Raw genomic sequence first — 25,429 nt, 5'->3', positions numbered from 1 at the left:
AGGGAACCGCGAGTGCGGCGATTGAAAAAGAACAATCTCACCCCTTGAGAGGGAGATGTCCCGTAGGGACAGAGGGGGGTATCGCGCTCTCCATAGGTCAAACAGGAGACGACAATGCCGAAGCCCAATCCCCGTCATCCCGATTTCCCGATCCCCGGCGGCCCGGAGCTTCGCGCCAAGGGCTGGCGGCAGGAGGCCTTGTTGCGGCTGCTCGAAAACGTGCTCTCGGTCGGTGAAGCCCCGGAAAAGCTGATCGTCTATGCGGCGCTCGGTAAGGCCGCGCGCAACTGGGCGTCCCACAAGGCGATCGTCAAGACACTGATCGAGATGGACGAGGACCAGACGCTGGTCATCCAGTCGGGCAAGCCGGTCGCTCTCTTGAAGACTCATCCTAAGGCGCCATTGGTGATCATGGCCAATTGCAACATCGTCGGCCAATGGGCCAAGGCCGAGATCTTCTACGAGCTGGAACGTAAGGGGCTGATCTGCTGGGGCGGGCTGACGGCCGGTGCATGGCAATATATCGGCAGCCAGGGCGTCATCCAGGGCACCTATGAAATCTTCATGCGCATCGCCGAAAACCGTTTCGGCGGCGAACTTGCCGGCCGCTTCATCCTGACGGCGGGCCTCGGCGGCATGGGCGGGGCGCAGCCGCTCGCCGGCCGCATGGCGGGCGCTGCCATCCTCTGCATCGATATCGATGCGGAGCGGGCCGAAAAGCGCAGGGCGATCGGCTATCTCGAACATATCGCCCCCGATCTCGACACGGCGCTGGCGATGATCGACGCGGCGGTGAAGGAAAAACGCGCCACCTCGATCGGCCTCGTCGGCAATGCCGCTGTGATTTACCCGGAAATCGCCCGGCGCGGCATTGTGCCGGATATCGTTACCGACCAGACATCGGCGCATGATCTCCTCTATGGATACGTGCCGAAGGGCATGAGCCTCGATGAGGTGAAGCACCTGCGGGAAGACGGGCAAGGGCAACTGATGGCCGCCAGCCGCGCCTCGATCGCCGATCATGTCCGCGCCATGCTGGAGTTTCAAGAACGGGGCTCGGAGGTCTTCGACAACGGCAACCTCATTCGCACGCAGGCGCGCGAAGGCGGCGTTACCAACGCCTTCGATATCCGCATCTTCACGGAAGCCTATCTGCGCCCGCTGTTTGCCCGCGCCATCGGCCCCTTCCGCTGGATGGCGCTTTCCGGCGAGGAAAGCGATATCGCCCGCATCGACGATCTGCTGCTGGAGATGTTCCCGGACAACAAGATCGTCACCAACTGGATTAAGCTTGCCCGCCAGCATATCCCCTTCGAAGGCCTGCCGGCCCGCATCGCCTGGCTCGGCCATGGCGAGCGCACTGATCTTGCCGTTGCGGTCAATGCGCTCGTTCGCTCCGGCGAATTGAAAGGCCCGATCGCCTTCTCCCGCGATCACCTCGATGCCGGGGCCATGGCGCATCCGAACATCATGACGGAACGGATGAAGGACGGCTCTGATGCCATCGCCGACTGGCCGCTGCTCGACGCCATGCTGCTTTGTTCATCGATGGCCGACCTCGTCGTCGTCCACTCCGGCGGCGGCGGTTATGCTGGTTACATGACCAGCTGCGGCGTGACGGTCGTGGCGGATGGCACTGAGGCTGCGGATGAGCGGCTTTCCCATGCGCTGACCAATGATACGGCGCTCGGCGTCATCCGCTATGCGGATGCGGGTTATGAGGAGTCGTTTGAGGAAATTGCGGCCAAGGGGATTGGGTATATTCCGCTTGGTTAGCGTGTGTGCTGTGGAGTGGGTGGCACGTTTCCACTTCTGTTCCGGGGGAAGCGCCGCAGTCGTCCAAAGGCTTGTCGCCTGTCGAATTGCTTTTTCCCGCGAATGTTCATTCATGAGCCCGGGCGTGGCAACGATCACCGCTAGAAACAGAAATGAAACGATTCCTGCTGCATGCTGAGACCGGCCAAGCGTCGATATGAAATCGGAATGTAGGAGAGGGTTTATGCCGAACAGTTTGCAATATCATTGCGAACCCCCTCGAAACACGACGACGCTGGATGCCGACGGGCCTCGCCCACCTGCGCCCGAAAATTCGGAACAGTTCAATCGGCTTCAGGAGTTGTTCGACAAGTCCTTCAAGGCTGCTCGCGTCGGCATATGGGAATGCACCTTACCCGAGGAGACGATCACATGGACGGATACCGTTTACGAACTGTTCGGTCTGGAACCGCGGTCCCCGCTGACCAGGGGGGCGACTGTTGCGCTTTACGCTCCAGAATCCCGTAAAAAACTGACGGAAATCCGTAGCGCTGCGATCAGGGATGGTGAGGGTTTCACCCTTGACGCCGAGATCATTACCGCCAAGGGCGACCGCAGATGGATCAGAATTACCGCGATCGTCGAAAGGCAGGATGGCATCCCGGTCCGCCTGTTCGGAATGAAGCAGGATATAACTGCCGAAAAGACACTGTTCGAGCAGCTTCGCCACCTGGCGGAAACAGACGTGGTTACCGGGCTTGCGTCCCGGACCAAGTTCGAAAGCATGCTGGACGAGGTCGCGGCTTCTAGTCAATCAGAACAAAAGGCGTTGCTGCTGATCGATCTGGATAACTTCAAGGCTGTCAACGACAGGTTGGGACATCAGGCGGGGGATGAATGCTTGCGGGAAGCTGCCCGACGGATTTCACAGGCGGTGCCGGATGCAACTCTGATCGCCCGCCTCGGGGGCGATGAGTTTGCAGTCATCCATGACTGCGGGGCGGCGAACAGTGTCGAGGACGTCTGTCGGCGCGTCGTCAACAAGCTCGAATGGTGGGTTGGAACGTCTGCGAACAAACTCAAGGTAAGCGCCTCCATTGGCGCTGCGATGATACTGCAGGGGAGTCCTGCCAAGGATATCTTTGCCGAGGCGGACAGGGCCTTGTATGCGGTGAAAGCGACTGGCAAGAACAGCTTCAAGCTATTGCCCAGATCCGGCCCGATTGCAGACGTTGCCTGATAAAGGTTGCCCCGCTTCTGCTTAACAATGACCGGTGTTGGTGCAGCGCGGTCTTCGGCAGATATAGTAAGGGCGGCCCGAAGACCGCCCCATTCGATCAAGCATTAACCAGAACAAGCTCGGCCCGCGCCGCCAGAATCTGCCGGCATGCATTGGCAGCTTCCGCGCCCTTCACCACGAAATGGTCTTTGAAGAATCGGATATGGGTTTCCGATTCCTGGAAGTGATGCGGCGTCAGCACGGTCGAGAGCACGGGAACGCCAGTGTCCAGCTGTACCCTCATCATGCCGTCGAGTACGGTGCCGGCGACGAAGTCGTGGCGGTAGATGCCGCCGTCGACCACGAAGGCCGTGCAGAGGATCGCGGAGAAGCGGCCGGTCTTGGCCAGCGTCTGGGCATGCAGCGGGATTTCGAGTGCGCCGGGCACGTCGAAGATCTCGATGTCGGTGGCATCGCCGCCAAGTTCTTCCCAATGGGAAACGAAGGAATTGACGCATTGATCGACGATATCGGCGTGCCAGCGGGCACGGATGACGGCGATCTTCTGCGAGGGGTGGGAGGCAATCGTCATAAGTCTTGGCCTTTCAAGGGTTGTGCCATTCTTCAATGGTCCCTTGGGCGAACGCACAGGCTTGGCCTCCTCCGGAGAGGTTTCCACCCTGCTTGCTCTCTTCCATCCGGACTTTAACCGTCGGCTCCGGAATTCAACCGGATCTGCTGACCTTCCTGCCTGACAGGCCGGAAGCGCTCGCGGGCTCCGGGCATTGCTGTCCGTTACCGCCGGTGGGGAGTTTCACCCCGCCCTGAGAACTACGCTTCAAACTATAAGCAGCTGACGAAAAAGATCAAACCCGCTTGCGACGTCGAAAGCGGGTTTGGCGACAGATTTTTCCTGCAATGCACAAGAGGCGGGAAAAAGCTTTCTTATTCTCGGATGATCAGCAGATCGCTGGCGGTGAAGCGCAGCGTCACGGTTTCCCCGACAGCCGGCGGCACCAGGCCGGGACCGTTGAACATATCGAATGAAATCACGGCGTCGCCGACCTTCATGCGCGTGCGGATGACGGAACCGAGGAAGTTGCTGGCGATGACCGTGCCGGTCAGCGCTGTATCACCCTTGGCGCCTTCGGCGATCGAGCCGGCTTCCGGGCGCAGCGCCAGCGAGACGGTATCTCCAGCTTTCACGGCCCCGAGGGGTTCGCGCAGGGTGATGCCCTGATCGCCGATCGAGATACGGTTGGCGGCGGTGTCCACCACCTTCGCCTCGATCAGGTTCAGGGTGCCGACGAAGGAGGCGACGAAGCGGGTGGCGGGCTTGTTGTAGATTTCGAACGGCGTGCCGATCTGGTCGGCGCGGCCGGCATTCATGACGACGATGCGGTCGGAGATCGACAGTGCCTCTTCCTGATCGTGGGTGACGAACACCGTGGTAATGCCGAGTTGCTGCTGGATCATGCGGATTTCTTCGCGCAGCGACACGCGGATCTTGGCATCGAGTGCCGACAGCGGTTCGTCGAGCAGCAGAACCTGCGGCTTCGGGGCCAGCGCGCGGGCAAGCGCCACGCGCTGCTGCTGGCCGCCAGACATCTGGTAGGGATAGCGCTCGGCCAGATGGTCGAGCTTGATGAGGCCGAGCATTTCCTTGACGCGCGCCTCGATCTCCGCGGCAGGCTTGCCGGCAACCTTCAGGCCGAACGCGACGTTGTCGGCGACATTCATGTTCGGGAACAGCGCGTAGGCCTGGAACACCATGCCGATATTGCGCTGGTTGGGTTTCAGGTTCGTCTGGCTCTTGCCGCCGATCGTGATCGAGCCGCCGCTCGGCGCCTCGAAGCCGGCGATCATGCGCAGGATCGTGGTCTTGCCGCAGCCGGACGGCCCGAGAAAGGAGACGAATTCGCCCTTGTCGATGGTCATATTGAAGTCCTTGACCACTTGCACGGGGCCGAAGGACTTCTGGATATTGCTCAGTGTAAGAAAAGACATATGAAAAATATCCCTAGGCCTTGCGGGGGGCGGTTTTTGAAAAACGGCTGACGAGTTGGAGCAGGCCCATGCTGATCCAGGTGATGGCGAAGGCGATGATGGCAAGCGCCGATGGCTCATAGGCCTTGTTGGCGCCGACAAGCTGCAGATAGGGGCCGAAGGCCGGGCGATTGAGGAGCGCTGCCATGGTGAACTCGCCCATGACGATCGCAAAGGTGATGAAGGCGCCGGACAGCACGCCGCTCATAACGTTCGGAAAGATGCAGCGGAACATGATGGTCGGCCACTTGGCGCCGAGGCTTTCGGCGGCCTCCGTCAGCGTCGCAACGTCGATGGCGCGCATGGCGGTATCGACGGCACGGTACATATAGGGAAGTGCCAGCGTGACATAGGACAGCATCAGCAGCGCGTTGGTGCCGCTCGTCGAGTTGGTGAGCGGCAGCCAGGAGGAGGAATTGTAGAGCCTGAGATAGCCGAACACGATGACGATGGCCGGAATGACCAGCGGCAAGAGCGTGATGAATTCGATGACGGGCCGTATCTGCGGCAGGCGCAGGCGCACCCAATAGGCGGTCGGTACGATCAGCAGCATGCCGAAGATGATAGTCAGCAGCGCCATCATCATCGAATAGCCGAAGGTTTCGCGGAACTGCATGTCGGAGAAGACCGATTGATAGGCATCGAACGAATATTCGCCACGGCGCATGCGCAACGAGAATTCGAAGGTGCCGAGCAGCGGCACAACGAAATAGATGACGCCGATGGCAAGCGCGATCCAGGCGAGGAGGCGGTTGGTCTTCATTTCTGCCACCGTTCGGCGCGCGAGCGCAGCCAGATATAGAGAACGTTAGACGCGCCGGTGATCACGATCATGCCGAGCGCCAGCGCATAACCCAGGTTTGGATTGTGCAGCACGTCGCCACGGATCTGGGCATAGAGCAGGATCGGCACGATGTTGAGCGAGGCACCGGTCAAGGCGTAAGCCGTGGCGATGGCGCCGAAGGCATTGGCGAAGAGCAGCAGGGTCGTGCCCATGACACTCGGCCACAGGATGGGCAGGGCAACCATGCGCCAATATTGCCAGTTGGAAGCGCCGAGGATTTCGGAGGCTTCACGCCATTCTTTCTTCATGCCATCCAGCGCCGGCGTCAGGATCAGCACCATCAGCGGGATCTGGAAGAACATGTAGGTTATGGTGAGACCGAAGAACGACAACAGGTTGAAGCCGGTCGAGTAGAGATTGAAGCCGAAGATGTCGCGCAGAAGCACCGTCACGAGACCGGTGCGGCCGAGCGTTGCGATGAAGGCGAAGGCCAGCGGTACGCCTGCGAAGTTAGAGGCCACGCCGGAAAAGGTCAGAAGGCCCGAGCGTATCCACGATGGCAGCCCGCCGAGCGTGATCGCCCAGGCGAGGAAGAAGCCGATGACAGCCCCGCCAATCGAGGAGGCGACAGAGACCTTGATGCTGATCCAATACGCGCTGAGGATCGAGGGGTGCGCGAGATCTGCGACGTTCTTGAATGTGAATTGGCCATCCGGCGTGAAGAATGCGCCTGTTACGAGATACAGCGTCGGCAGGATCAAAAACATCACGGCGAAGATCATGAACGGCGCGATGCCGAGCCAATCGACGACTTTTCGGCGGTCTATCAGGGTGCTCATGAAGCGGTCGTCATCCTTGCTCGAGGCAATGAAAGAAGTTTAGTCACAAATGAAATAAGCGCAACGTATGCACCTGAATATAAATGGAAAACCCTCCCGCTATTCGCGGGAGGGCATAGGCGTTCGAAAGCGGTATTACTGGACATTGGCACCGACGACGCTGTCCCACTGACCGCTGATCACTGCCTTGTTGGCAGACTGCTCTTCGAGCGTCGGGAAGAGAGCCTTTTCATAGGCAGCAGCCGGCGGCAGCTTGTCGAGCAGTTCCTGCGGGATCTTGCCGGCCTTGGCGAGATCGTTGAAGCGGATCGGGTGGCAGTAACCCTTCAGCCACAGGAGTTGGCCTTCGTCGGAATAGAGATATTCCATCCAGAGCTTGGCAGCGTTCGGATGCGGTGCGAAGGCAGAAATTGCCTGCACGTAGACACCTGCAACAACGCCGGATGCCGGAACGACAACTTCGAAGGGCGGGTTGCCGTTCAGGCTTTCACCCCAGGAGAGAGCGTTGTAGTCCCAGGCGACGATGATCGGCGTGGACCCTTGGGCGAACGGAGCAGCCTTGCCGACGACCGGTACGAAATTGCCCTTGTCGTTCAGTTCCTTGAAGAACTTGAGGCCGGCTTCGCCCGCCTTGGAAACGTCGCCGCCATTGGTCGCGAGACCAGCTGCGAAGACACCCTGAACGGCCTGGTTGGCGCTGCGCGGATCGCCGGCGAGAGCGACGGCGTTGGCATAGTCGGCCTTCTGCAGGTCAGCCCAATCCTTCGGGGATTCCTTCACGAGGTCCTTGTTCACGAGGAACGAGAGAACGCCGTAGTAATCGCCGTACCAGTAACCTTCGGCATCCTTGGCGCTATCCGGGATCGAATCCCAGGTCGAGACCTTGTAAGGCTGGATCAGGCCTTCAGTCTTTGCAGACGGGCCGAAGGAGAGACCGACGTCGATGACGTCGGGTGCCTGGTCGCCGGTGTTGCCCTTGTTGGCCTTGATGGCTTCGATTTCGTCGCCCGAGCCAGCGTCCGGGTTCAGTTCGTTGATCTGGATTTCCGGATACTTGGCCTTGAATCCGGTGATGACATCGCCGTAGCCGCACCAGCTGTGGGGAAGGGCGATGGTGGTGAGCTTGCCTTCACCCTTGGCTGCTGCGATCAGTTCTGCGCTCGGCTCTGCATAGGCGAGAGCGGACGAGGCCACGACCATGGCCGTGGTGAGCGAAAGCAGGCGTCTCGTATGTGACATCACGGGTGTTCTCCTTTTGTGTGTCAGTCAACTTCGGCGAAGCTGATACTGGTGGCAGGTGAAGTTTATGTGACAGTTTTCCTTCAGTTTTTCGCTCTGAAGCTTTTCCTGGGCCACGATCCGTCTAACGTGGTTTTCGGAAGAGCCGGCTTTCCTCGAAGAGGCCTTCCAGTGCCTTCATTCGATCTCGGGTCTGCGCCCATCCGGAGCTTTGAACGGCCTCGATCAGGGCTTCGACGATAAACAGCGTCACGACGGAGGAATCCCAGGCGGAGGGTGCCTCGATGTGAACGCGGAAAATGCGGGTGGCGAGCTTGGCGACCGGGGAGGCCCACTGGTCAGTGAAGAGGATGATCTCCACGCCGCCCTGGCGGGCGGTGCGGGCGAGCGCTTCCATCTCCTGCTCGTAACGGCGTATATCGAAAAGAACGAGGACGTCACCGGCCTTCATGTTGAGCACGTAGTGGGGCCACGCGCTTGCGTTGGCGGCAATCTGGGTAACACCGGGGCGGACGACCTGCAGGTGGGTGAACAGATAGTCTGCAAGCGCCTTGGTGATGCGGCCGCCGACGACATAGACGTCGCGCTTGCGATCGGCGACCAGGGCGGCCGCGCCATCGAAATCGGCCGTCTCGATCTGCGAGAGCGTGTCGCGCATATTGTTCATAATCGCATCGGCAAAGCGATTGAGAATATGTGTTCCCGGCGCATTCGCCGCCCAGCGATCGTGCTTGGCAATCGGGTTCGAGAGCGTGGCTTCCAACTCGTGATGGAGGCTGGCCTGAAAATCGGGAAATCCGCGAAACCCGATTTTCTGCACCATGCGGGCGACGGTCGGCGTCGAGACGCCGGCATTTTCTGCAACGGTCGTGATGCTACCCAGTCCCGAGACCGGGTAGTTGTCGAGAAGCGATGTTGCCAACTGCTTTTCGGCACGGGTCAACGCGTCGAAATGGGCGGCAATCACGTCCGAAACGGTCGATGCCTGGTTCAAATCTGAAATTCCCCCTAGGCGGTCTTCGCCAGCCTGTGGGAAAATTAAACATCGCTGTCACAATTCGAGTCAAATGTTTTTTTGAAGAGATTTTTTCATTCCCCCGTTGACACTGGCTATTTCCTGAAGAATTCTCTTCATTAACGATTGTTTAGCCAATCGAGGGGATGCGGCTTGGTTGCTTTGTTGAGCGCAGAGGAAGGCGATCCGGTCGCCGTCGAGAACGCCGAAGGTTCAAGCCCTGTCGTTGTCGTCTGCGAGCACGCGTCGCGACGCATGCCCGAAAGTCTCGGTAACCTCGGTCTTTCCGAAGATGCTTTGGAAAGCCACATTGCCTGGGATCCTGGCGCGCTTGCTGTCTCGCATTTTCTTGCGCAGGCGCTTGACGCTGTTCTGGTCTGCCAGCGCTTTTCCCGGCTTGCCTATGATTGCAACCGGCCCCCGGAATCGCCCGGTGCCATGCCGGAGACCAGTGAAATCTACAGCATTCCCGGCAATGTGGCATTGTCACGGGAGGCGCGCGCTGCCCGGGTAGAGGCGCTCTATTTCCCGTTTCATCGCCGTATAGAGACCCTGCTCCAAGAGCATCTTTCGGACGGCCGAGCGCCGGTCCTCGTCACGGTTCATAGTTTTACACCCGTCTATTTCGGCAAGCGGAGAGCCGTCGAAATCGGCATGCTTCATGACGCAGACGCCCGCTTGGCGGATGGCATGCTTGCGGCTGCAGAACGTACGAAACGATATGATGTGCGCCGTAACGAGCCCTATGGCCCGCAGGACGGCGTCACGCATACTTTGAAATTGCATGGACTGGCCAATGGTCTGCCCAATGTCATGATCGAGGTCAGAAATGACCTCATCGCCAATGAGACCAGCCAAAGGGTCATGGCTGATTATCTGGCGGGGCTGCTGCGCGAAAGCCTGCAGCTTCAGCCGAAAAACTAAAAAGACCCGGGGAGCGGCATGTCCGCGGAGAATGGCCCATGGTTCGCCATGGAACAGGGCGTTTGCGGCTTTCGGCAATTCCGCCGAAGGCCCCTTCGATACAGGGGAAAACAATGTCAGATTATTCGGACGTAGATAAAAAAGCGGATATGCAGGTTCTGCATTCCATGGGCTACGCGCAGGAACTTGAACGGCGCATGAGTTCGTTCTCGAACTTCGCCGTGTCCTTCTCGATCATTTGCATTCTGTCCGGCGGTATCAATTCGCTGGCACAGGCGACGTCGGGAGCAGGTGGCGCTGCAATCGGCATCGGCTGGCCGGTCGGCTGCTTCGTTTCGCTGGTCTTCGCGGTCGCGATGGCGCAGATTTCTTCGGCCTATCCAACGGCGGGCGGCCTTTATCACTGGGGTTCGATCCTCGGCAACCGCTTCACCGGCTGGGTCACCGCATGGTTCAACCTGCTCGGTCTCGTCACCGTTCTCGGCGCCATCAACGTCGGCACCTACTACTTCTTCATGGGCTCCTTCGGGGCTTCCTACTTCGGCCTTGAAGATACAACCACGGTGCGCATCCTGTTCCTGTTGGTCATCACCGGCCTTCAGGCTATCGTCAATCACATGGGCATCGGCCTGACTGCAAAGCTCACCGACTTTTCCGGTTATCTGATCTTTGCGACCGCGATTGCTCTGTCGATTGTATGCCTTGCGGCTGTCGATACCTTCGAGATCGGTCGTCTCTTCACATTCTCGAACTACTCGGGCGAAGCGGGCGGCAATGTCTGGCCGGAAACCTCGGGCACATGGGTGTTCCTGCTCGGCCTGCTGCTGCCGATCTACACGATCACCGGCTATGATGCCTCGGCACATACCTCGGAAGAAACCGTTAAGGCTGCAACGTCTGTTCCGAAGGGCATGATCGCGTCAGTCCTGTGGTCAGCGCTGTTCGGCTACATCATGCTGTGCTCCTTCGTGCTGATGCTCCCGAACATGGACGAAGCCGCCAAGCAGGGCTGGAACGTGTTCTTCTGGGCGATGGACACGCAGGTCAATTCCGTGGTGAAGGATATCCTCTACCTCGCCATCCTCGTCAGCCAGTGGCTGTGCGGCCTGGCAACGGTCACGTCCGTGTCCCGCATGATCTTCGCCTTCTCGCGTGACGGTGGCCTGCCGGCCTCCAAGGCGCTTGCCAAGGTTAGCCCGACCTATCGTACGCCAGTTGCTGCGATCTGGACCGGTTCGATCCTGTCGGTGCTGTTCGTCTGGGGCTCGTCGCTCGTCACCATCGGCGAAACGCCGGTCTACACGATCGTCGTCTCCTGCACGGTCATCTTCCTGTTCTTCTCCTTCGCGATCCCGATCACGCTCGGCCTTTTTGCCTGGGGTACGTCGAAGTGGGACAAGATGGGTCCGTGGAACCTCGGCGAGGGCATGTTCAAGCTGTTTGCCGTCCTGACCGTGCTTGCGATGATCCTGATCTTCGTGCTCGGCATCCAGCCGCCGAACGGCCCGGCCCTCTACGTCACGGTCGGTTTCCTCATCCTGACCGGCATCGTCTGGTTCGGCTTCGAGAAGCGCCGCTTCCGTGGCCCGCCGATCGGCGAAGAAGTTGCCCGCCGCCAGGCGGAGATCGCTGCTGCCGAAAAGGCGGTCGGCCAGCATTGATTGCTACGTCGGTCAACGGAGGCCGCCCCTCGCGGCCTCCGTTTTTCATTTCTCAGCGGCGCCATTGTTGCCCGCTTTCCAATACGGGATCGAGACCATGAGCGTCACCTATTCGTTCGACGAGTTGAAGAAGGATGTAGCCGAAGGCCGCATCGACACGGTTCTGGCCTGCCAGGTCGATATGCAGGGACGCCTGATGGGCAAGCGCTTCCAGGCGGAGTATTTCGTCGAAAGCGCCTATGAGGAAACCCATAGCTGCAACTACCTGCTGGCCACCGACATGGAGATGGACACTGTCTCCGGCTACAAGTCCACCAGCTGGGAAGCCGGCTACGGCGACTACACGATGAAGCCCGACCTTTCGACATTACGTCGCATTCCCTGGCTCGAAGGCACGGCGCTGGTGCTCTGCGACATGCTCGACCATCATACCCATGAAGAAGTGCCGCATTCGCCACGCGCCATCCTGAAGAAGCAGGTAAAGCGTCTCGAAGCCATGGGCCTCAAGGCCTACATGGCGAGCGAACTCGAATTTTTCCTCTTCGACCAGAGCTACGACGACGCGCGCGAAAGCGGCTACCGCGATCTGAAGCTCGTCAGCGGCTATAACGAAGACTACCACATCTTCCAGACCACCAAGGAAGAGGACGTGATGCGGGCGATCCGAAAGGGCCTGCAGGGCGCCGGCATTCCGGTCGAGAATTCCAAGGGCGAAGCTTCCGCCGGCCAGGAAGAGATCAACGTGCGCTATGCCGATGCGCTGACCATGGCCGACCGCCACGTCATCATCAAGAACGGCTGCAAGGAGATCGCCTGGAGCCGTGGCAAGGCGATCACCTTCCTCGCCAAATGGCACTATGCGGCGGCCGGCTCGTCCTCGCACATTCACCAGTCGCTCTGGAGCCTCGACGGCAAGACGTCGCATTTCTTCGACAAGGACGGCAAATACGGCATGTCGGAGATGATGCGCCACTACGTTGCCGGTCTTCTGAACCACGCCAGCGAAATCACCTATTTCCTCGCGCCCTACATCAACTCCTACAAGCGCTACATGGCCGGCACCTTCGCCCCGACCAAGGCCGTCTGGAGCAAGGACAATCGCACCGCCGGTTATCGTCTCTGCGGCGAAGGCGGCAAGGCGATCCGCATCGAATGCCGCGTCGGCGGCTCCGACCTCAACCCTTACATAGCGATGGCTGCATTGCTCGCAGCAGGCATTGCCGGGATTGAAGGCAAGCTGGAACTCGAGCCCGCCTTCGTCGGCGACGCCTATGGCGGCAACGGCGTGCGCGAAATCCCCAAGACGCTCCGCGATGCGACGGGCTTCATGGCCGGCTCGAAGATGCTGCGCGAGGCCTTTGGCGACGATGTCATCGATCATTACACCCGCGCGGCCCAGTGGGAGCAGGAAGAGTATGATCGCCGTGTGACCGACTGGGAGGTGGCGCGCGGTTTCGAAAGAGCTTGATGTCACCTGTCTGTTGATATGACGACAACGCGATGGTAAAATCACAACGATTAGGAGGTGCTTCATGATTGACAGCGCGTGGTTCTATCAACAGCTGGAAAAAGACGGCCGTTCGCTGCGCGGCATGGCGCGGACATTGGGGCTCGATCCGAGCGCCGTTTCGCGCATGCTGCGCGGTGAACGAAAGATGACGGCGGATGAGCAGGACGGGATCGCGGAATATCTCGATGTTCCGATGGTGGAAGTCGCCGCCCGGCGTCGAGGCAAGGCTTTGGGTTTAGCGGAAAGGGGGCAGGAACCGTTGATAAGAGACGATAAGGTGAGCGCTCAAGGAAAACGCGGGAACGGCGATACTCACGGCGCCGATAACTTTCTTGATCGAATTCGCGGCCGGATGGCGGGAACCATCACTGTGGCACCCGGGGTCGATCTGACTGAGCCGGCAGATCCGGATTGGGCGCGTGTCTATGACGATGACTACCCGATATCTCTTTGATACTTGCCTGATCTTGTATCTTGCTCGCCGCGAGGCTTTGACGTCGAAAGCCGAGCAGGTGTTGACGGAGGCGAGCAATCAGCAAGATACGCTGTTTCTGAGCGCGTTTTCGGCGTGGGAGATCGGCATGCTCGTCTCGAAAGGGCGATTGAGCCTCACGCAGGCACCGTTGCCCTGGTTTCGAAGCTTTGCAAGTGAACACGAGCTGTCGGTGCTGGAAGCGACACCGGACATCCTCGTCGCTTCGTCGTTCCTGCCGCAGCCGCTACATGCCGACCCTGCCGACCGCATCCTGATCGCCACGGCGCGCGAGCATGATTTGACTGTTATCACCCGCGACCGCGCCATTCTGGCCTATGGCGCTGCGGGTCATGTGAAGGTACTGGCTTGCTAGGCATCGATCCTGCAGCCGAAGGAGAAAAACGGAATGACTGTTATCCAATGCATTTCACCCATTGACGGCTCGGTCTTTGCCGAGCGGCCGGCCCTGCCGCTGGATGCGGCGCGTGACGTCGTTGCGCGGGCGAAAAAGGCGCAGAAGAGCTGGGCCAAGCGGCCGCTGGAAGAGCGCGTGCAACTCGTTCTCAAGGGTGTCGCGCGGCTCAACGAAATGGTCGATGAGGTCGTACCGGAACTGGCTTGGCAGATGGGCCGGCCGGTGCGCTATGGCGGCGAATTTCGCGGCTTCAACGAGCGCTCCAACTATGTCGCGACCATCGCCGCCGACGCGTTGGCGCCGCTGATCATCGAAGAGAGCGGCAGCTTCGAGCGCCGTATCGAGCGCGAGGCCCATGGCGTCGTCTTCGTCATCGCGCCGTGGAACTATCCCTATATGACCGCGATCAACACGATTGCCCCGGCGCTGATGGCCGGCAACACCGTCATCATCAAACATGCGAGCCAGACGATTCTTGTCGGCGAACGCATGGTCCGCGCCTTCAGCGAGGCCGGCGTGCCGGAAGACGTCTTTCAGAACATCTTCCTCGACCATGCCACCACCTCGGCGCTGATCGCCAAAAAAAGCTTCGATTTCATCAATTTCACCGGTTCCGTCGAGGGTGGACGTTCGATCGAACGGGCTGCTGCCGGCACCTTTACGCCGCTCGGGCTTGAACTTGGCGGCAAAGACCCCGGCTATGTCATGGAAGACGCCGATCTCGATGCTGCCGTCGATACGCTGATGGATGGCGCCACCTTCAATTCCGGACAATGCTGCTGCGGTATCGAGCGCATCTATGTGCACGAAAGCCTCTATGACGCGTTCGTCGAGAAGTCCGTCGCCTGGGTGTCCAACTACAAGCTCGGCAATCCGCTCGACACGGAAACGACGCTTGGCCCGATGGCGCACAAGCGCTTTGCCGCAACCGTGCGTGCGCAAATCGCCGATGCCGTTGCCAAGGGCGCCAAGGCTTTGGTCAATCCCAAGCTTTTCCCGGCCGATGATGGCGGCGCCTATGTCGCGCCACAGGTTCTCGTCGATGTCGATCATTCGATGGAGTTCATGCGCGAGGAAACTTTCGGTCCCGCCGTCGGCATCATGAAGGTGAAGAGCGATGAGGAAGCGCTCTCGCTGATGAACGACAGCAAGTACGGCCTGACCGCCTCGCTCTGGACCAAGGATGCCGAGCGCGCTGGCCGTATCGGCCGCGAGATCGAGACGGGCACCGTCTTCATGAACCGCGCTGATTATCTCGACCCGGCGCTCTGCTGGACCGGCGTCAAGGAAACAGGCCGCGGCGGCTCGCTTTCCGTCATCGGCTTCCAGAACCTCACCCGCCCGAAATCCTACCACCTGAAGAAAGTCACCGCATGACCATCACCGCCAACTGGAGCTACCCGACCGCCATCAAGTTCGGGGCAGGGCGTATCAGCGAACTTGCTGACCACTGCAAGGCCGTCGGTATGAAGAAGCCGCTGTTGATCACCGACCGGGGTCTTGCCCCGATGCCGATCACGCAGAAGGCACTCGATGTTCTCGAAGCCGCAGGCCTCGGCCGCGCCATGTTTGCCGATGTCGATCCGAACCCGAATGACAAGAACCTCGAAGCCGGCGTCAAGGCCTTCAAGGACGGCGGTCATGATGGTGTCGTCGCGTTCGGCGGCGGCTCCGGCCTCGATCTCGGCAAGGCGGTCGCCTTCATGGCCGGCCAGACGCGCCCCGTCTGGGATTTCGAGGATATTGGCGACTGGTGGACGCGTGCGAGCGTTGCGGGCATCGCCCCGATCATCGCCGTGCCGACGACGGCCGGCACCGGCTCGGAAGTCGGCCGCGCCTCGGTCATTACCAATTCCGAGACCCACACCAAGAAGGTCATCTTCCATCCGAAGTTCCTGCCGGCGGTCACGATCTGCGACCCGGAACTGACGGTCGGCATGCCGAAGGTGATCACCGCCGGCACCGGCATGGATGCCTTTGCCCATTGCCTGGAAGCCTATTCCTCGCCCTTCTACCATCCGATGTCCCAGGGTATCGCGCTGGAAGGCCTGCGGCTCGTCAAGGAATACCTGCCGCGCGCCTATAAGGATGGCACTGACATCAAGGCCCGCGCCAACATGATGTCGGCTGCTGCGATGGGTGCGGTCGCCTTCCAGAAGGGTTTGGGCGCCATCCACTCGCTCTCCCATCCCGTCGGTGCGATTTACAACACCCATCACGGCATGACCAATGCCGTTGTGATGCCGCCGGTGCTGCGCTTCAACCGCCCGGCAATCGAAGACAGGATCGCCAATGCGGCCGCTTATCTCGGCATCTCCGGCGGTTTCGACGGCTTCTACGACTACGTGCTGAAGCTGCGCGAGGAACTCGGCGTGCCTGACAAGCTTTCGGCGCTCGGCGTCGGCACAGATCGAATCGATGAGATGTCCGAAATGGCGATCGTCGATCCGACCGCTGGCGGCAATCCGGTCGAGCTGACTCTGGAAGCGGCAAAGCAGCTCTTCAAGGAATGCATTTAACCTTTAGGCCCGTAAACGGCTTGGACAGACAAGCCCGGAAACCATTGTGTTTCCGGGCTTTTTTTATGCAACAACAGCTTTCGTTGGGGTGACTAGTTAATTCTCGGGAGGGGCGTCTTCAGAGTTTGTTAACCACGTTCTGAAAGGCTTGAGTAACCGAAGCGCGATGGAAACGGACGCTTTACGGGAGCCATGCCGGGGCTCGAGCCATCTATCAGACGGGGACTAACATGCCAGTCATCACATTTGCCAATACCAAGGGCGGCGCGGGCAAAACGACCGCCGCATTGATCCTGGCACAGGAACTTGCGCGCACGGGTGCCCGCATCACCATTCTCGACTGCGATCCGCAGCACTGGATCACCCATTGGCACGAAATTTCCGTGTCCGTGCCGAATGTGCAGGTCATTTCCTATGTCAGCATGGCCAACATTCAGACGCACATCACCGAAAACCGCGCCAATACCGACTACTTCATCATCGACCTTGCAGGCGCACGCAACACGCTGATGGCAACCGCCATCGGTATGTCGGACCATGTCATGATCCCGATCCAGGGCTGTGCGATGGACGCCAAGGGTGGTGCACAGGTGCTGGAATTGCTCGGCTATCTCAAGGAAAAGGCCGGCATCAGCATTGCCCATTCGGTCGTGCTGACCCGCGTCAATTCGCTCGTCACAACACGCGCACTGCAGGTCGTCAAGACCCTGCTCTCCCAGCGCAACGTGCCGGTGCTGAACACGCCCATCATTGAGCGCGCCGCCTTCCGTGACATCTTCGACTGTGGCGGCACGCTCCAGACCATGGATCCGGAGCGCGTCAGCAACCTCGACAAGGCCCGCGAAAACGCTCGTGCCTTTGGCGATGAAGTCCGTCATCTTGTGCCGCTGCGCGCGACGACATCAGCCCGCCGGGCCGCCTGACACCAAGCAAAAACAAGCCCCGCCAAATCCAGCGGGGTTTTCGCATTTAAAACCGATGATCGACGAGATGCTTGGCCTGGGCGCCGACATGATAGAAAGCTGATTTCGGTGTCCGCCACGGATCGGGGGTCACTGGCGTCTCGGCGATCGGTATCGCGTGTTCCTCGCCCATGACGCGATGGGCGAGCGCGCGGCCGAAAACCGTGCCGGGCGCGATGCCGCGACCATTGTAGCCGCTGACGGAATAGACGTTCGGTGCAAGCTGGTGTGTCTGGGGCAAGTTGTTGGTGGTCATGCCGATGCGGCCGTCCCACCAGTATTCGAAGCTGAAATCACCGATCTCAGGGAAAATCTTGCGTACCGAGCGCTTCGCAAAGGCGCGGTGCGTACCCTGCGCCATTGCATCGAGCCTGCCGATGCTGCCGAAGATCATCCGGTTCTGCTTGTCGGTGCGGAACGATGTCATGACCAGACCCGTATCCCAGCACCCCTGACGTTCAGGTAGGATCTTTGCCGCGACGTGGTCGGGTAGCGGATTGGTCGCAAACTGGAAGTAGGGCAGGATGGTCAGCTCTTCGGTGTGGGCCGTCCAGGGTGTCTTGCCGATCAGCGTGCCGTAGGCATTGGTAGCCAGGATGACGTTCCTCGCGGTAACGCTACCGCCGGGGACGTTGAGCTTCCATGCGTCACCCTTGCGTTCGGCACTCTCAAGCGGCGTGCTTGTGTAGATATGCGCTCCGGCGGCGAGAGCTGCGCGCGCAAGCCCACGGGCATAGGCCATAGGCTGGATGGTGCCGGCGCGACGATCAAGCAGGGCGCCGGTGAAGCCCTTGGCCCCCGTAAGCCTGCGGGTCTGTTCAGCATCGAGCACTTCGACCGGTGCGCCGAATTTCTTCCATTGGGCCTGGCGTTCCGCAACTTCCTTCACGCCGTCCTCGCCCACGGCCAGATGCAGCGTGCCGTTGCGGACGGCTTCGCAGTCCATGCCGTGTTTCTCGACAAGCGAGTAGACGAGGGAAGGGCCGTCGCCAAGCTCTGTCAGCAGCCGTTCGCCGATGCTCTTGCCGAGCGTTGCAATCAGGTCGTCGGGCTTGGTCCACATGCCGGCATTGACAAGACCGACGTTTCGGCCGGAGCCGCCGAAACCGATCATACGGGCCTCGATCACAACGGCTTTCAGCCCCTTGTCAGCCAGATGAAGGGCAGCCGAGAGGCCGGTGAAACCGCCACCGACGATCGCAACATCGGCGACGATGTCGCCGGCGAGGGTTGTGGTTTCCGGGGCCGCAGGTGCGGTCGCGTGCCAGAGATTGGGAAGAGCGCGTTCGGCAGCCATCGGGATTGTCCTTGGTCGGTCGGGAAAATGAGCTTCCCAACAGATAGAACAATGCGAGGCCCCTGTTTCATGACAACATCTCATGAAGTCATGAAGGGGCTCTATGAGGGGAGAGCCCTCAGTCGACGAACTCGACGGTGGTTCCCACGCTTACCATCTTGGCGAGTTCGGTCGCGTCCCAGTTGGTGAGGCGGATGCAGCCGTGGCTCTGGGTCTTGCCGATCTTGGAGGGTTCCGGCGTACCGTGAATGCCGTAAGTGGGCTTGGAAAGCGCGATCCAGACGGTACCGACCGGGCCGTTCGGACCTGGCGGGATATTCAGAACCTTGTCGTTTGCACCCTGCTGGAAGTTGATCTTCGGATTGTAGGTATAGCCGGGTTCAAGCGCGATGCGGTCAACCTGCACCGTACCTGAAGGAGAAGGCGTGTCGGAAGAGCCGATAGAGGCCGGATAGGCTGCGATCAGCGTGCCGGCGTCGTCGTAGGCGAGGATCTGCTTGCGGGCCTTGTCGGCAATCACGCGCGCGACCTTGCCGGTCTTCTTCTCGCCGGGTGAAATGACCTTGATGATCGTGCCGGGAACAGTGAAATCGACGCCGGGGTTGAGTTCACGCAGATAGTTTTCATCCATGTGGAATTTCTCGCCCAGCATCTCGGTGGTCGAGGTGTAGGAGAGATGCGGAAGCGCCGCCTTGTGGGCGTAGTCTTCCGGGATCGAGGCGACGTAGGGGCCAGCCGCGTCGGCTGCTGATATCTCATAACTGGTGATCGGCAGGCCGCCGCTCAGACGCAGGCGTTCGAGAATGTCGTCGGTGTTGTTGGGATCGAGCGTTTCGCCGGTTGCCTGCTGCCAGGCTTCGATCGCCTTGGTGACGTTGGAGCCCTTCTTGCCGTCGATCACGCCCGGCGAGAAGCCTTCGCGATCCAGAAACACCTGAAGCGCGGTGATTTCGGCGCTCGATTTCTTTCCGATAGCGGCGGCAGGCGGCAATGTCGGGCCGCGTGGGCTTTCCTCCAGTGGCGGCAAGGCGGCACTGTCGTTTTCGTCGGGCGCGGATGCGTCCGGCAACGGCTGGCGCTGGATGCCTTGCATGCTGTCGCCATCATCGGGAATAGAACCGGTTATGTCGCCGGGTTGCCGGAAGGCGGGATCGCGATAATCGGGCGCGGAGCTGTAGACCGTGTCGCCATAACGGCGGACGCTGTATCCATAGCCCTGATTGTCATCCCGGCTCGCCTCGCGTCGGCCAAATCCGTCCGGTGCAGTGCGCTGGCGGCCCGAACCCATGACGGTGGCAACGATATTGCCCCAGTTGTCGACCAGCACCGTGCGCCCGCGGCGATCGCGCATCACCGAGACTTCGCTTGATTCGGGGATGTAGTCGAGGATTTCGCCTTGTGGAGTGACGAGTACGGCATCCGGTGGAAGGCGACCGAAGTCCTGGGCCAAAGTGGCTCCAGCGCAAAGGCTGAAGGCGCTTGCGGCGGCAAAAAGGGCGATGGTGGTCCTGATACGGCGCGTCACTTTGAAACCTGTTGTCTTCCGGTTGATCTCGGCGAGTACAAATCAATTGGGACGGTAATATGAAAAATCTGAATTCATTATGAACATCTCGTTAAAGGCGATGTAATTCGGTAACTTGGCCGTTTCAAGGGAAACGAACCAGCGCCTACATCAAACGTTTGAAGGCCGGGTTTGGTTTCACGGTTATTAGCAGGGAGACGATCATGCCGATCCGCATCGCTGGCCAGGGAGGCGAGGGAAACTTCCACATTCTTCTCGACCGGCAATCGGCGCTCGACATCGCGGCTTTCGTTGTCGATGGCATCGACCTGTCGCCGGGAGAAGCCATCCCCTCGGACGGCGATCCGCGTATCGATCATTCCTTGAGGGGCTTCCTGTTCACCTGCGGGCTTGAACATATCCGCCACCCGGAGCCGATGGAGAGCGGCGACGGTCTCTATCCGCTGCACGGCTCGCTGTCCGGCACCCTGGTCCTGAACTCGGAAATGTCCGGTGCGGAGCACGCGCCGGGCTGTTCTGCCGTGATCGAACTCGATCTCGCCGGCGGTGGCAGAGCGAGGCTCGAACGGTGTTGGTCAATCAATGCCGACCGTGGAGACGTGCATCTTCATGATCGTCTGACGAACATCGGCGACCAACCGTTTCCGCCGATGATAATGTATCACATCAACATCGGTGGCTGGCTGCTTGCCGAGGACACGGAGATTACGGCGGATGCGCTGGGAGGACAAACGTGGCCCTGGCGCTTTGGCGATGGCGAGAGTGCGCATTTCTGCCTGCCGGCGGGTGTCGATAGCGAGGGCTGGAGCGCGATAGCACTCGGGCCGTTTCATGCCCTGTCGGGCCGATCGCTGCATGTTCGTTTCGCGACCGCGACCTTGCCGTTTCTACAGATGTGGCGCTGCCAGCGGGGTGACGCCGATGTCATCAGCATCGAGCCGGTGTCGCACCGCATTGCCAAACGACCCGATCTTGCCGAGGGCGGGGAACTGGTGCCGTTGATGCCATCGGCAACCATTGAATACGAACTGGCTTTTCGCGTCGCCTAGAGCTCGCGCGTACTCTCCGCTTTACGATTGACGCCCGCCTGCGGCGGTCTTACATCAATGCCGACATTTCCGAGAAAGGGCTACGCCATGGACATTCGCCAGATCAACGATGAATACTCGGTCACCGGACAGATTTCCGTCGAGGATCTCGATGCGATCAAGACAATGGGTTTCAAATCCATCGTCTGCCACCGTCCGGATCATGAAAGCCCGGACCAGCCGGAGTTCGCGACCATCGCTGCCCATGCCAAGGATCTGGGGCTGGATATCACCCACATTCCGGTCGGCCCAATGGGTGTGACGGCCGATGCAGTGCGGGAGATGGTTGATGCGCTCGACTCGTTCCAGCGCCCGATGCTCGGCTATTGCCGCTCCGGTGCCCGTTCCACGGCCGTCTATCAGCAGACGCAGCATATCCGGAACTGAGCTTCTGGCATTCCCGTTATGGGGACCATCCATACTGAACGGCGCCCCGTCGCGCCGTTCGTGTTTCCGCCGGTATCAACCCGCGCGGATCTGGCTCAGCGTGCGTGTCGGCGTGATCGCTTCGGGATCGAGCCTGATCTCGATGATCGAAGGCTTGCCGCTTGCCCGGGCGCGCTCATAGGCGCCGGCAAAATCCTCCGTCTTTTCCACCGTCTCCCCATGTCCGCCATAGGCAACCGCCAAGGCTGCAAAATCCGGATTGGTGAGGTCGGTCGCGCTGACGCGACCCGGATATTCACGCTCCTGATGCATGCGGATCGTGCCGTAGATGCCGTTGTTGATGACGAGAGTGATGATCGGCAGCTTGTAGCGCACGGCGGTCGCAAATTCCTGGCCGTGCATCATGAAGCAGCCGTCGCCGGCAAAGCAGACCACTTCGCGCTCTGGAAACAGCCGCTTCGCAGCGACTGCCGCCGGCAGGCCATATCCCATCGAGCCGGATGTCGGTGCAGCCTGCGTGGCGAAACGCCGGAAACGGTGGAAGCGGTGCAGCCACGTGGCATAATTGCCGGCGCCATTGGTGAAGATCGCATCCTGCGGCGTATTGGCTTCGATCCACTCCATGATCGGTCCCATGTGCACCGCGCCCGGACCTGTTTTGGGCGGCGTCGACCATGCGAGATAGGCCGCGTGCATCTGCTGTGTCCTTTGCCCCCAAGCAGGCGCTTCCCCCGGAGCGGATGAAGCAAGAGCCGCAACGAAATCATCGGATGCCGCGACGATTGCAAGGTCGGGGCGATAGACACGGCCAAGCTCGCTCGGGTCAGGATGGACATGAACGAGCGTCTGTTTCGGATAGGGCACGTCAAGCAGCGTGTAGCCCGACGACGGCATTTCCGACATGCGCCCGCCGATCAGCAGCACCAGATCTGCCTCGCGGATTTCCTTCGATAGCGCCGGATTGATGCCGATGCCGACATCGCCGGCATAGCTCGGGTGCAGGTGATCGAACAGCATCTGGCGGCGGAAGGAGCATCCGACAGGCAGGTTCCACCGTTCGGCAAAGCTCTGGAAGGCTGCGACCGAGCCTTCGCTCCAGCGGCTGCCGCCGAGAATGGCAATCGGCCGCTTCGCTTTGGCGAGCAGCGCCTCCATCTTCGCGATCTGGCTTGGGCCAGGGTGGCTTTCGACTGGCTCATAGGCGCGCGCGGCAACGGTTTCCACCGCTTTCGTCAGCATGTCCTCCGGAAGCGACAGTACCACCGGGCCGGGACGGCCGGAGGTTGCGACGGCGAAGGCGCGGGTTACGAATTCCGGAATGCGGGCGGGATCATCGATCTCCCCCACCCACTTGGCGATCTCGGTAAAGGCCCGGCGATATTCGACCTCCTGGAAGGCTTCGCGCTCGCGCGCATCGCTCTGCACCTGTCCGATGAACAGGATGACCGGCACGGAATCCTGTCGCGAGATATGCAGGCCGGCCGAGGCGTTCATGGCGCCTGGGCCGCGCGTCACCATGCAGATGCCGGGCTCGCCGGTGAGCCTGCCCCAGGCATCGGCCATCATCGCTGCGCCGCCTTCCTGACGGCAGACGAGGACGTCGATTTCGCTGTCATGCAGCGCATCCAGAACCGCCAGATAGCTTTCGCCCGGTACGCAGGAAATGCGCTTCACGCCGTTTGCCTTCAAGGCATCGACGATCAGTTGTCCTCCGGTTTTCATGTCAGCTCCTCCCAAAGCCTGTGTGCCGGTGTCTAAATGGCCGGCGAGACCGGCGCTGTGCCGGCCGTCTTGTTGAGTCTGTGCTCCCGCCAGATGATATAGAGGCCGGAGGTGATGATGATCGAGATGCCCAGCCATTTCAGCGCGTCCGGCAGGTCATTGAAGACCAGCCAGCCGAAGAGGGTTGCCGAGACGATCTCCAGATATTGCAACGGCGCCAGTACGGAGGCCGGCGCTGCGCGATAGGCATAGACACCCAATACGCCCGAGATCGTCGCTGCGACGCCGACACCCAGCACGTAGACAAGGGAAAGGGCATCCGGAACGACGGGGTCGAATACGTCTGAGCCTGTTCCTTCGCCGAAATAGAGCAGGGCGGCAGAGAACAGCGCGCCCCAAATGCCGGCATGAAACTGCATCGACCATGGGTCTTCACTCTGCGCCACAAGTCTTGTCACCAGCAGGAAGACGGCCAGCGTGAAGGCGGAGACGATCGGCAGCAGCGCGATCAGCCCGACTTCCTGCATGCTTGGCTGGACGACCAGCATGGCGCCGAAGAAGCCGACGCCGCAGGCGGTGTAGCGACGCCAGCCGATGGTTTCCTTCAAGAAAATGCTGCCGAGAATGGTCAGGATGATCGGTTCGACGAAGAAGATGGCGATGGCGTCCGCCACCTCCATGACTTTCAGTGTCGTGATGAACGACAGCATGGTTGCGACCAGAAGTACGCCGCGGAGCGCGTGAAGCGCCGTCTTCTTCCAGGTGAGGTCGAACAAGGCGCCGCGCAGGGCGACGACCGGCAGGATGAACAGCACCTGCAGGGTAAAACGGATCGCGGTGATCTGACCCGAGGGTATCGTTGCGATGGCGAGCTTGGAGAAGATGTCGATCAACGGGGCGATGAGCACCGCGATCGCCATCAAGGTCAGGCCGAACGAAACGTCGCTGTTATCGGCAGCGCTGCCGGATATAGGCTTCCCCATGATCCGCCTATGCCTTGCGCCGGGTATCGACAACGGCGGTGCTCCAGTTCGCAAAATCCCGCATCGGAACCTCGCGGCCGATCTCATTGAGGGTTTCGTGGCGCATTTCCGGATAAATGCGTGTCGTCACATTGGTAAGACCATAGCGCTTCATACGTTGCGCGAACCAGCTGGTTTCGCGCGCGCCGTTGGTTGCGGGGTCCTGGCCACCGCCGACGAGATGGATAGGGAGGGCGCTCGGCAGGCGCCGCAGGCGCTCGCTGCTGGCGCCGCCATAGGTCAACGCAAACAGGTCGATCCACAGGGAGACACTGGTGTCGAAGCCGCAGAGCGGATCGGCAATATAGGCGGCAACTTCCCGATCATCCCGCGATAGCCAGTCGGATTGGGTTTTGTGGTTGGGAATGGCCTTTGCCCAGGTGGAAAAGGTGAGGGGTGGCAGGATCGCGCTTGGCACGTCCGATCCCTTCAGCATCCGCTCGACCTTCAATATGAACTGGCCTGCGCGGCCGGCGAGGCCTGGGTTGAAGTTCGAATTCCAGACAGCCAGTCCGTCATAGAGTGTCGGATGCGTTTCGGCAGCATTGAGCGCGATAAGCCCGCCCATTGAGTGGCCGAAGAGAATCACCGGAAGACCCGGATGCAATGCCTTGGCCATCTCGGTTACCGCGCGGACATCTTCGACCACCTTTTCCGGGCCGCCGCTCCCGGCATAGCGACCAAAGGGCGCATCGGAAGATTGGGTCACGCCATGGCCGCGGTGATCGTGGGCGTAGACGTGGAAGCCTCGCTGGCTCATGAAATGCGCGAACCGGCCGTAGCGTGCGGAATGCTCTGCAAGGCCATGGCTGATCTGGAGGATGCTCATTTCCGGACCCACAGCGGGCTCGGATCGCCAGGCAAGCGTTGCGCCCGTCGGGCTTTGCAGCGCCTTCACCTCCTGAAACATCAAGCCCCCCGCATTCTTCCGGCTGCAATGCAATCGCGCCGGCAAATCTTGTCATCGATATCAAAGAGATTTGCCGGGCGAAAGCAATGCCCTGTTGTTGACTGTTGCGCATCAC

The 25,429-nt window shown here is 60.4% G+C and carries 23 protein-coding genes and 1 riboswitch; of the genes, 12 read left to right on the top strand and 11 right to left on the bottom strand.

Going from position 1 to position 25,429, the window contains the following annotated elements; translation table 11 throughout:
- Positions 1 to 114 precede the first annotated feature (114 nt).
- Positions 115 to 1,776 (top strand): thiourocanate hydratase, encoded by a 1,662-nt coding sequence (gene ertB / locus QO002_RS15535; protein WP_307231231.1) that lies wholly within the window; start codon positions 115 to 117, stop codon positions 1,774 to 1,776.
- A gap of 223 nt (positions 1,777 to 1,999) precedes the next feature.
- Positions 2,000 to 2,995 (top strand): sensor domain-containing diguanylate cyclase, encoded by a 996-nt coding sequence (locus tag QO002_RS15530; RefSeq protein WP_307231229.1) that lies wholly within the window; start codon positions 2,000 to 2,002, stop codon positions 2,993 to 2,995.
- Between the two features lie 97 nt (positions 2,996 to 3,092).
- On the opposite strand, the gene QO002_RS15525 is transcribed toward QO002_RS15530, so the two are convergent.
- The 6 genes from QO002_RS15525 to QO002_RS15500 form a co-directional block, all read right to left on the bottom strand.
- Complete coding sequence (locus tag QO002_RS15525) at positions 3,093 to 3,566, bottom strand: 6,7-dimethyl-8-ribityllumazine synthase (protein ID WP_307231228.1); 474 nt, start codon at positions 3,564 to 3,566, stop codon at positions 3,093 to 3,095.
- A 90-nt stretch (positions 3,567 to 3,656) separates the two neighbouring features.
- Positions 3,657 to 3,810: riboswitch (FMN riboswitch) on the bottom strand.
- A gap of 109 nt (positions 3,811 to 3,919) precedes the next feature.
- Positions 3,920 to 4,981 (bottom strand): ABC transporter ATP-binding protein, encoded by a 1,062-nt coding sequence (locus QO002_RS15520; RefSeq protein ID WP_307231227.1) that lies wholly within the window; start codon positions 4,979 to 4,981, stop codon positions 3,920 to 3,922.
- Between the two features lie 13 nt (positions 4,982 to 4,994).
- Positions 4,995 to 5,783, bottom strand: a complete 789-nt coding sequence (locus QO002_RS15515) for an ABC transporter permease (RefSeq protein WP_307231226.1) — start codon at positions 5,781 to 5,783, stop codon at positions 4,995 to 4,997.
- Positions 5,780 to 6,643 carry an ABC transporter permease gene (locus QO002_RS15510; protein ID WP_307231224.1) on the bottom strand — a complete coding sequence of 288 codons (864 nt, stop codon included), beginning with the start codon at positions 6,641 to 6,643 and terminating at the stop codon, positions 5,780 to 5,782. The genes QO002_RS15515 and QO002_RS15510 overlap by 4 nt, the downstream gene beginning before the upstream one ends.
- A 135-nt stretch (positions 6,644 to 6,778) precedes the next feature.
- Positions 6,779 to 7,882 carry an ABC transporter substrate-binding protein gene (locus QO002_RS15505; protein WP_370878501.1) on the bottom strand — a complete coding sequence of 368 codons (1,104 nt, stop codon included), beginning with the start codon at positions 7,880 to 7,882 and terminating at the stop codon, positions 6,779 to 6,781.
- 124 nt (positions 7,883 to 8,006) lie between these two features.
- Positions 8,007 to 8,876, bottom strand: a complete 870-nt coding sequence (locus QO002_RS15500) for a MurR/RpiR family transcriptional regulator (protein WP_307231219.1) — start codon at positions 8,874 to 8,876, stop codon at positions 8,007 to 8,009.
- A gap of 174 nt (positions 8,877 to 9,050) precedes the next feature.
- Here QO002_RS15500 and QO002_RS15495 point away from each other — a divergent pair, with 174 nt between their 5' ends.
- The 8 genes from QO002_RS15495 to QO002_RS15460 all read left to right on the top strand — a co-directional run bounded on the left by QO002_RS15495 (position 9,051) and on the right by QO002_RS15460 (position 17,324).
- A complete protein-coding gene (locus QO002_RS15495) occupies positions 9,051 to 9,821 on the top strand; it encodes an N-formylglutamate amidohydrolase (RefSeq protein WP_307231217.1) in 771 nt (256 codons plus the stop codon).
- A gap of 113 nt (positions 9,822 to 9,934) precedes the next feature.
- Positions 9,935 to 11,482 (top strand): amino acid permease, encoded by a 1,548-nt coding sequence (locus tag QO002_RS15490; protein ID WP_307231215.1) that lies wholly within the window; start codon positions 9,935 to 9,937, stop codon positions 11,480 to 11,482.
- Between the two features lie 97 nt (positions 11,483 to 11,579).
- On the top strand, positions 11,580 to 12,950 hold the full coding sequence (locus QO002_RS15485) for a glutamine synthetase family protein (protein WP_307231213.1): 1,371 nt from the start codon (positions 11,580 to 11,582) through the stop codon (positions 12,948 to 12,950).
- Between the two features lie 64 nt (positions 12,951 to 13,014).
- Positions 13,015 to 13,446 carry a helix-turn-helix domain-containing protein gene (locus tag QO002_RS15480; RefSeq protein ID WP_307231210.1) on the top strand — a complete coding sequence of 144 codons (432 nt, stop codon included), beginning with the start codon at positions 13,015 to 13,017 and terminating at the stop codon, positions 13,444 to 13,446.
- Positions 13,418 to 13,840, top strand: a complete 423-nt coding sequence (locus tag QO002_RS15475; protein ID WP_307231208.1) for a type II toxin-antitoxin system VapC family toxin — start codon at positions 13,418 to 13,420, stop codon at positions 13,838 to 13,840. The genes QO002_RS15480 and QO002_RS15475 overlap by 29 nt, the downstream gene beginning before the upstream one ends.
- A gap of 33 nt (positions 13,841 to 13,873) precedes the next feature.
- Positions 13,874 to 15,259, top strand: a complete 1,386-nt coding sequence (locus tag QO002_RS15470; protein ID WP_307231206.1) for an aldehyde dehydrogenase family protein — start codon at positions 13,874 to 13,876, stop codon at positions 15,257 to 15,259.
- The gene (locus QO002_RS15465) at positions 15,256 to 16,401 is read left to right on the top strand and encodes an iron-containing alcohol dehydrogenase (protein ID WP_307231203.1); all 1,146 of its coding nucleotides are present in this window, start codon (positions 15,256 to 15,258) and stop codon (positions 16,399 to 16,401) included. The genes QO002_RS15470 and QO002_RS15465 overlap by 4 nt, the downstream gene beginning before the upstream one ends.
- A 230-nt stretch (positions 16,402 to 16,631) precedes the next feature.
- A complete protein-coding gene (locus QO002_RS15460; protein ID WP_307231201.1) occupies positions 16,632 to 17,324 on the top strand; it encodes an AAA family ATPase in 693 nt (230 codons plus the stop codon).
- Between the two features lie 46 nt (positions 17,325 to 17,370).
- Here the strand turns inward: QO002_RS15460 and QO002_RS15455 are convergent, their stop codons facing one another.
- Positions 17,371 to 18,660: an NAD(P)/FAD-dependent oxidoreductase gene (locus tag QO002_RS15455; RefSeq protein ID WP_307231199.1), complete on the bottom strand. Its 1,290-nt coding sequence runs from the start codon at positions 18,658 to 18,660 to the stop codon at positions 17,371 to 17,373.
- Between the two features lie 118 nt (positions 18,661 to 18,778).
- On the bottom strand, positions 18,779 to 20,185 hold the full coding sequence (locus tag QO002_RS15450; RefSeq protein ID WP_307231197.1) for a L,D-transpeptidase family protein: 1,407 nt from the start codon (positions 20,183 to 20,185) through the stop codon (positions 18,779 to 18,781).
- A gap of 203 nt (positions 20,186 to 20,388) precedes the next feature.
- Between QO002_RS15450 and QO002_RS15445 the strand changes: the two genes are divergently transcribed.
- Both QO002_RS15445 and QO002_RS15440 read left to right on the top strand, forming a co-directional pair.
- A complete protein-coding gene (locus QO002_RS15445) occupies positions 20,389 to 21,234 on the top strand; it encodes a DUF4432 family protein (RefSeq protein WP_307231195.1) in 846 nt (281 codons plus the stop codon).
- A gap of 87 nt (positions 21,235 to 21,321) precedes the next feature.
- Positions 21,322 to 21,660 (top strand): protein tyrosine phosphatase family protein, encoded by a 339-nt coding sequence (locus QO002_RS15440; RefSeq protein ID WP_307231193.1) that lies wholly within the window; start codon positions 21,322 to 21,324, stop codon positions 21,658 to 21,660.
- Between the two features lie 75 nt (positions 21,661 to 21,735).
- On the opposite strand, the gene QO002_RS15435 is transcribed toward QO002_RS15440, so the two are convergent.
- The 3 genes from QO002_RS15435 to QO002_RS15425 are packed head-to-tail and all read right to left on the bottom strand — an operon-like array spanning position 21,736 to position 25,314.
- Positions 21,736 to 23,382, bottom strand: a complete 1,647-nt coding sequence (locus QO002_RS15435) for a thiamine pyrophosphate-binding protein (RefSeq protein WP_307231191.1) — start codon at positions 23,380 to 23,382, stop codon at positions 21,736 to 21,738.
- 32 nt (positions 23,383 to 23,414) lie between these two features.
- Positions 23,415 to 24,365 (bottom strand): DMT family transporter, encoded by a 951-nt coding sequence (locus QO002_RS15430; protein WP_307231188.1) that lies wholly within the window; start codon positions 24,363 to 24,365, stop codon positions 23,415 to 23,417.
- Positions 24,366 to 24,372: 7 nt separating this feature from the next.
- Positions 24,373 to 25,314 (bottom strand): alpha/beta fold hydrolase, encoded by a 942-nt coding sequence (locus tag QO002_RS15425; RefSeq protein ID WP_307231187.1) that lies wholly within the window; start codon positions 25,312 to 25,314, stop codon positions 24,373 to 24,375.
- Between the last annotated feature and the right edge of the window lie 115 nt (positions 25,315 to 25,429).

It is taken from the genome of Pararhizobium capsulatum DSM 1112, from assembly GCF_030814475.1.
GTDB lineage: Bacteria > Pseudomonadota > Alphaproteobacteria > Rhizobiales > Rhizobiaceae > Pararhizobium > Pararhizobium capsulatum.
The sequence above is the reverse complement of the archived record's forward strand: the minus strand, read 5'-3'. Positions and strand labels throughout refer to the sequence as shown.